The sequence below is a fragment of the Ensifer sp. NM-2 genome, from assembly GCF_003024455.1.
GTDB classification, from domain to species: domain Bacteria; phylum Pseudomonadota; class Alphaproteobacteria; order Rhizobiales; family Rhizobiaceae; genus Ensifer; species Ensifer canadensis.
In genome coordinates, this window is the sequence record NZ_PVZR01000100.1 from 1 (window position 1) to 592 (window position 592).

The 592-nt window shown below is 70.9% G+C and carries 1 protein-coding gene; it reads right to left on the reverse strand.

Features of this window, described 5'->3' with window-relative positions; translation table 11 throughout:
• A partial coding sequence (locus C6558_RS38960; RefSeq protein ID WP_199197137.1) for a lipid II flippase MurJ occupies positions 1 to 592 on the reverse strand: 592 nt, incomplete at both ends.

The following is a 592-nucleotide window of genomic DNA, read 5'->3' on the forward strand; positions in this document are numbered from 1 at the left end:
CCAGCGCGGCCAGGCCGGTCTGGACGTGGGCCCGCAGCACGGACGCGAGGCCGTAGTCCCCGAACCGGCGCACGGTGAGCACATGGGTCAGGACGAACTGGTACACGTACGAGACGGACGAGGCGAACGCGACCCACAGGGCCATGGACCACAGCGGCAGCAGCATCGCGCCCGCCCACGAGACCAGCAGCATCAGGAGCGAGCCGCTGACCTGGACCACCATCGGCACCTTGGCGTCCTCGGCGGCGTAGAACACGCGCAGCAGATAGAAGGAGCCCGAGCGGAACGGGATGGACAGCGCCAGCGCGAGCAGGACCGAGCCCACCGCGATGCCGGCCACCATCGCCGTCTCGGCCGTCGAGCCGAAGACGCGGCCCAGGGGGCCCGCCAGGACCACCACGCCGGCGAGGCAGAACATCAGCGGCACGGTGAACGCGCGCAGACCCTGCGCCGTCGTGCGCCGGACCGCGGACATGTCCTGGCGGCCCATGGCGCGGGCCAGCCGGTTGAAGAGCACGGTGGCCAGGGAGAGCACGAACACCGAATGGGGCAGCACGGCCATCAGCATCGCCATGTTGTACGCGGCCACACC